A 5,655-nucleotide genomic window follows, 5' to 3' on the forward strand; every position below is an offset into this window, starting at 1 on the left:
GGCGCGGGCCGCCGCAGGCGGCGCGCGCTCCCCGCGCGAAGCGCGGGGCGGCCCCGCGGCGGCGGATGCGCGCCGGGCGGGGATGGATACGCCGCCGGAGGGCGGCGGCAACGAAAGGGGGCGCGGGGGAAAACATCTGGTTTGCCTCCGCCCCGAGGGGAGGATCAATTTGAAAATCAGGGATTTTTTCCGGCGGGGGGAGGCGGCGGTCAGCGTACAGACCGCCCGCGAGCCCTGCCGGGGCTGGGACGGCCTGCTGCCGCTGGCCACGCCCGACTGCGCGGTCTATGACGGGCTGCGGCGCGCCATCCCGGTGATCGACGCGGCGATCGACAAGATCGGGCGGCTGGTCGGCGGGTGCGCGCCCGTCTGCTCCAACCGCGCGGCGCAGGCCGAGCTGGAGGCGTTTTTTCGCGGGGTGCCGGTCGGCGCGGTCTCGTGGGGCATGGAGAGCTTCGTGCGCTGCTATCTAGACAGCCTGCTCACCTATGGAAACGCGGTCGGTGAAATCGTGGTCGCGGCGGACGGGAAATCCGTCGCCGGGCTCTATAATGCGCCGCTGCGCGACATCGCGTTTCGGGACGCGGGTTCACCCTTCGGCGTGCAGGTGTGCGCCGCGAAGGACGGGCTCGCCCCCGTTCCCGTCCCCTGGCCCGAGCTCATCGTCTTTTCGGCGCTGAATCCCGCGGCAGGGGAGCTACGCGGCACCTCGCTGCTCGCCGGGCTGCCCTTCGTGTCCGACGTGCTGATGAAGATCTACGCGTCGATCGGGCAGAACTTCGAGCGGATCGCCAACCTGCGCTACGCCGTGACCTACCGTCCCGGCGCCAACGCGGTCGACCGGGCGTGCGCCAGGGAGATCGCGGGGAACATCGCACGCGAATGGGCCGACGCGATGGATTCGGTCAAGCAGGGGGCGATCAAGGATTTCGTCGCCGTGGGGGACGTGGACATCAAGGTGATCGGCGCGGACAACCAGATGATCGGCACCGAGGTGCCGGTCCGGCAGATGCTCGAGCAGATCGTCGCCAAGCTCGGCGTGCCGCCCTTCCTGCTCGGCCTCAACTGGTCGACCACCGAACGGATGAGCGCGCAGCAGGCGGATATCCTCACCTCCGAGCTGGAGAGCTACCGCCGCCTGCTCACCCCCGTGCTTATCCGCATCTGCACGGTCTTTCTGCGCCTGCGGGGCTACGCCTGCGGCGTGGACATCGCATGGGACAACATCAACCTCCAGGACGAGCTGGAGCTTGCCAACGCACGCCTGCAGAATTTGCAGGCCGACAAGCTCGCGCGGGAACTGGAGCGGACGGAGGAGAACCGATGAAACAGGCAGTCATCCAAAAGGCGGCGGATACCCCCGCGACGGGGGAACAGCTCGCCAAAATCAACCGCTTTTCCCGGCGGGAGCTCTCCGTGGAAGAGGTCTATGTCTTTTCGCTCCTGCTCTGCGACAACGAGGTCGACCGCGACTATGAGCGGTTCCCCGCCGCGTCGCTCGAAAAGCTGGCGGCGCTCTTTGTGGGAAAGACGGGCATCTTTGACCACAACCCGCGCGGGGAAAACCAGACCGCACGCATCTTCGAGACCGCCGTGGAGACCGATCAGGGCCGTCTGACCGCCGCCGGGGAGCCCTACGCCGCGCTGCGCGCGTGGGCCTACATGGTGCGGTGCGACAAGAACGCCGATCTCATCCTCGAGATCGACGCGGGCATCAAAAAGGAGGTCAGCGTCGGCTGCGCCGTCGAACGGGCGGAGTGCTCGATCTGCGGGGCGGATGTGCGGGAAAGGCCCTGCTCCCACGAGGCGGGACAGGAATACGGCGGCGCGCTCTGCTGGCACGAGCTTCGAAACCCCACCGACGCCTACGAATGGTCGTTTGTCGCGGTCCCCGCCCAGAAGCGGGCCGGGGTCACCAAGGGCGCGCATACCGCCGGAGTGGATCTCGTCAAATCGCTCGAGGGGGGCGGCGGGGTAACGCTCGGCCACGCGCAGGCGCTTGCGCTGGCAAAGCAGCTCCGGGAGCTCGGCGCGCTCGCCGAGGCCGGACGCGCGCGGCTTATGGAAAAGCGGAAGGAGTTCGTGCGGCTGGCGGCCTTCGCGCTGCCCGCGCTTGACGCGGCCGCCGCCGAATCCGCCGCCGCGGGCATGGACGAAGGACAGCTCGACGCCTTCTGCAAGGGGTTCGCGGGGAAGGCCCCCGCCTTTTTGCAGCTCGGCGGGAAACCGGAAAAGCCGTCCGACAACGGCGCATTTTGTATTTGACAGGAAGGATGAAGCATATGGCAAACTACCAGAATATCCGGCTCGACAAGACGATGTACAAGGCGGGGGTCCCCTTTTCCGACCAGCTCGAAAAGCTCGATCCCTCCGCCGCCTACGCCGGCACCGAGCTGGCCGGGCTCGACGCCTTTCAGCGCCAGCTCAAGCGGTTCGACATCCGGGTGAGCGGTCCCAAGAGCGACTCGATCGCCAAGTTCTTCGGCACGAGCGATTCCGCCGCCCTCTTCCCCGAATATGTGGCGCGCGCCGTCCTGCAGGGCATGGATGAGAGCGCGGTGATCCAGAGCATCATCGCGTCCAAAACGGTCATCAACTCGCTCGACTACCGCACCATCACCACCGCCGACGGGCACGACGTGTCCGCTTCGGTTGTCGCCGAGGGCGCGGCCATCCCCGAGACGGTCATCAAGCTCAAGGACAATCTCGTCCGGCTCACCAAGCGGGGCCGTATGCTCGTCGCCTCCTATGAGGCGGTCAAGTTCCAGCGCATCGACCTCTTCTCGATCACCCTGAAGCAGATCGGCGCCTACATCACCAAGGCTCAGCTCGCCGACGCGGTGAACGTGCTGATCAACGGCGACGCGCCCGGCGACGCCAACGGCAACGCCGCCGAGGTCGTCAAGACCGCCGAGGCCGGCAAGCTCTCCTACGACGATCTGCTCGCCCTGTGGGGCAGGTTCAGCGACTTCCAGATGAACACGCTGATCGCCTCCCCCGACATGATGCAGAAGCTTCTTGTCCTCACCGAACTGCGTGATCCCGTCGCCGGACTCAACTTCACCGGCAGCGGCATGATCGGCACCCCGCTCGGCGCGAACGTCATCCGCTGCGCCGCCGTGCCCGCCGGCACCATCGTCGCGCTCGACAAGAACTTTGCGCTTGAGATGGTCACCGCCGGCGACATCACCGTCGATTACGACAAGCTCATCAACACCCAGCTTGAACGCGCCGCCGTCACCTCGACCAGCGGGTTCGCCAAGATCTTCCCCGACGCGGTGAAGGTCCTGACGCTCAAGACCGCGTAAGGCGAGACGCAAAAAGCGCGCCGGAGGGCGCGCGGCAAAGCGGCGGAAAACGCGCGGGCCCGGGGAAACGGGCCCGCGCAGCCGGGCGGGGCAAAGCCCCGGACGGCCGGACGCCGGAGGCGGCCGGTTTTCCGCCGCGCAATGGGGGTGCGGGGGAAATGTGTTCCCCCGCCGTGTAAAGGAGGCGTTTTATGGATACGGAAGCCATTTTCAGCCGATTTGTGCGGCTGGCAGGGCTGGAGGCGGACGGGGCGGAGGGCTGGAAGCCGCTCTGCGCGGCAGCGGCAGCGCACCTGGCCGAACGTCTGCTGCCGGGCGCGGACGCGGCGGACGAGCGGCTGCTGCTCGCCGCCGCCGGGGAGGCCTGCTACCAGTACGCGCTCTCCCGGCAGAACGCGCAGAGCATCCGGGTGGGGGATATTTCCCTCTCCCCGGCGGAGGACGGCCTCGAGGGGACGCGGCTGTTGCGCGACGAGCTGCTCGCAGGGGCCGCCGGCCTTCTGGACTGCGGATGCGCGTCCTTCAGGCAGGTGGAGGCATGAGCATCGCCGGGGCGGTGACGGCCGCCATCAGGCAGTGCGGCCGGGAGGCGGCGCTCGAGCAGGACGGGGCGGTCTTCCGCTTCTTCGCCTGCGTGCAGCCGCGCGCCTACGACACGCAGGCGCGCACGCAGAACATTCAGTCGCGGTTCGGGAAAATCGACCCGCGGCAGTTCATCTACTACGGGCCGCTTTCGGGCGGCGGCGAGCGGGTGCGGGAGGGTTCCATCCTCACGGTGGGGGGCGAACGCTATGAGATCCTGCTCTGCCACGATTTTTACTGCGGCGGCGATCCGGCGTTTCGCTGGGCGGCGGCGCGGCTGGTAAGGGAGGAATCTGAAGCATGACTGATCCGCTGACCGGCCTGCGTGCGGAGATGGCCGCCTACCTGCGGGAGAGCCCGCTTTTCGAAGGGATCGCCGTCCGGGAAGAGTTCCCGGGCGGTTACAAGGGAGTCCCGACACGGCAGGCCTGCGTCACGGTCGGGATTTCCGGCGTCGAGCGCGCCGCCGCGCCGGGGGGACGGGTGAAGCTCACCCTGCGGTTCGACATTCTCTGCCCGCCCGGCGGAAATCCCGGCTGCCACAGCCTCTTTGACCGGCTGTGCGGCGCGCTCTTTTTCCAGAAGAACGCGTTCGGCGCGGTGGAAATCCACTGCGGGGACGCCGCGTTCGACCGGGAGACCGGCTGCCTCGTGCTGACCGCAGAGGCGGTCCTCGCGGGGCTGCTCCTTCCGAATGAGGACGCGGAGGGCGAAGGATTTACCGACATCATCATCAAGGCAAAGGAAGTGTGACCCTATGATCAAACGACCTGATTCCATGCGGCCCGGGGTCTTTATCCATACGAGCGTGCGGCCTTATGCGGGCGGCTGTCCCGCCGGGCGGGGCGTCGCCGTCGCCGCGCGGGCGGGCGCCGGTTATTCCGGGTCCGGCGTGGCCGAGCTCTACACGCTGGCCGACGCCGCGGCGTTCGGCACGGAGAGCGTCCTCTACGGCATGGCGCAGACGCTGCTTGCCGCGGGCATCGTCCCGGTTTACGCCGCCGCGGCCGGTGAGGACTACGCCGCCGCGCTCGCCGCGCTGGAAACCGAGGAAAATCTCTTCGCGGTGGTGTGCGACGGAGGCGCCGAGGCGCTCTGCGCGCATGTGGACGCCTGCTGCGCGGCGGGAAGGGAGCGGGTGGGACTGCTCGCGGTTGCGGGGACCGAAGCGGCCCGCGAAACCGCCGCCGCGGCCGACAACCGCCGCGTCGCCGTCCTGTGCGACGGGGGGACGAACACCGCGCGCACCGCGGCGGCGTTCGCGGCGGCCCTGGCCGCCGCGAACGCGGGCAGCCTTTCCGGCCTCGCGGTCCCGCTCGACATCCCCTTCGACGGCGGGCTTACCGCCGCCGAAACGGAAGAATTGCTGCGCGCGGGCGTCACCCCCTTCGAGCGGTGCGGCGGCGAGGTGCGGTGCGTGCGCGCCCTCACCACGAGCCGTACGGTGAACGGGCTGCCCGACAACACCTTTTCCGCCCTCTCCACCGTGCTCGCGGTGGACGAGGTGGTCGGCGCGGTGCGCCGCGCCGTCCGCGCGCGGCTGCACGGGCTCAAAAACAACGCCGTCACGCGGGAGAGCATCGCGTCGCAGATCACCGTCGAGCTCGAGCGGGAGCGCGCGCTCGGCGTGATCGACAGCTACCGGCCGCCCCGGGTCGCCGCCCACCCGGACGACGCGTCCGTCTGCGTGGCGACGCTGTCGCTGCGGGTCGCGCCCGAGATCAACCAGATCGTGATCGCGACCCGCAGCGACAGCGTCGCCACG

Annotated in this window: 7 protein-coding genes; all 7 read left to right on the forward strand. The window is 68.8% G+C overall.

Annotated elements, in window-relative coordinates; genetic code table 11:
* The first annotated feature begins 169 nt into the window (after positions 1-169).
* Positions 170-1,327: a serine/threonine protein phosphatase gene (locus ACZO3G_RS14295; RefSeq protein ID WP_276873812.1), complete on the forward strand. Its 1,158-nt coding sequence runs from the start codon at positions 170-172 to the stop codon at positions 1,325-1,327.
* Positions 1,324-2,265 carry a hypothetical protein gene (locus ACZO3G_RS14300; protein WP_276873815.1) on the forward strand — a complete coding sequence of 314 codons (942 nt, stop codon included), beginning with the start codon at positions 1,324-1,326 and terminating at the stop codon, positions 2,263-2,265. Before ACZO3G_RS14295 ends, ACZO3G_RS14300 begins: the two co-directional genes overlap by 4 nt.
* A 17-nt stretch (positions 2,266-2,282) precedes the next feature.
* On the forward strand, positions 2,283-3,308 hold the full coding sequence (locus ACZO3G_RS14305; RefSeq protein WP_276873818.1) for a phage major capsid protein: 1,026 nt from the start codon (positions 2,283-2,285) through the stop codon (positions 3,306-3,308).
* A gap of 191 nt (positions 3,309-3,499) precedes the next feature.
* On the forward strand, positions 3,500-3,850 hold the full coding sequence (locus ACZO3G_RS14310; protein ID WP_276873822.1) for a hypothetical protein: 351 nt from the start codon (positions 3,500-3,502) through the stop codon (positions 3,848-3,850).
* Positions 3,847-4,194 carry a hypothetical protein gene (locus tag ACZO3G_RS14315; RefSeq protein WP_276873826.1) on the forward strand — a complete coding sequence of 116 codons (348 nt, stop codon included), beginning with the start codon at positions 3,847-3,849 and terminating at the stop codon, positions 4,192-4,194. Before ACZO3G_RS14310 ends, ACZO3G_RS14315 begins: the two co-directional genes overlap by 4 nt.
* On the forward strand, positions 4,191-4,643 hold the full coding sequence (locus ACZO3G_RS14320) for a hypothetical protein (RefSeq protein ID WP_276873830.1): 453 nt from the start codon (positions 4,191-4,193) through the stop codon (positions 4,641-4,643). The genes ACZO3G_RS14315 and ACZO3G_RS14320 overlap by 4 nt, the downstream gene beginning before the upstream one ends.
* 4 nt (positions 4,644-4,647) lie before the next feature.
* A partial coding sequence (locus tag ACZO3G_RS14325; RefSeq protein ID WP_486847356.1) for a phage tail sheath subtilisin-like domain-containing protein occupies positions 4,648-5,655 on the forward strand: 1,008 nt, incomplete at its 3' end.

The sequence above is a fragment of the Anaerotruncus sp. genome (genome assembly GCF_057433415.1).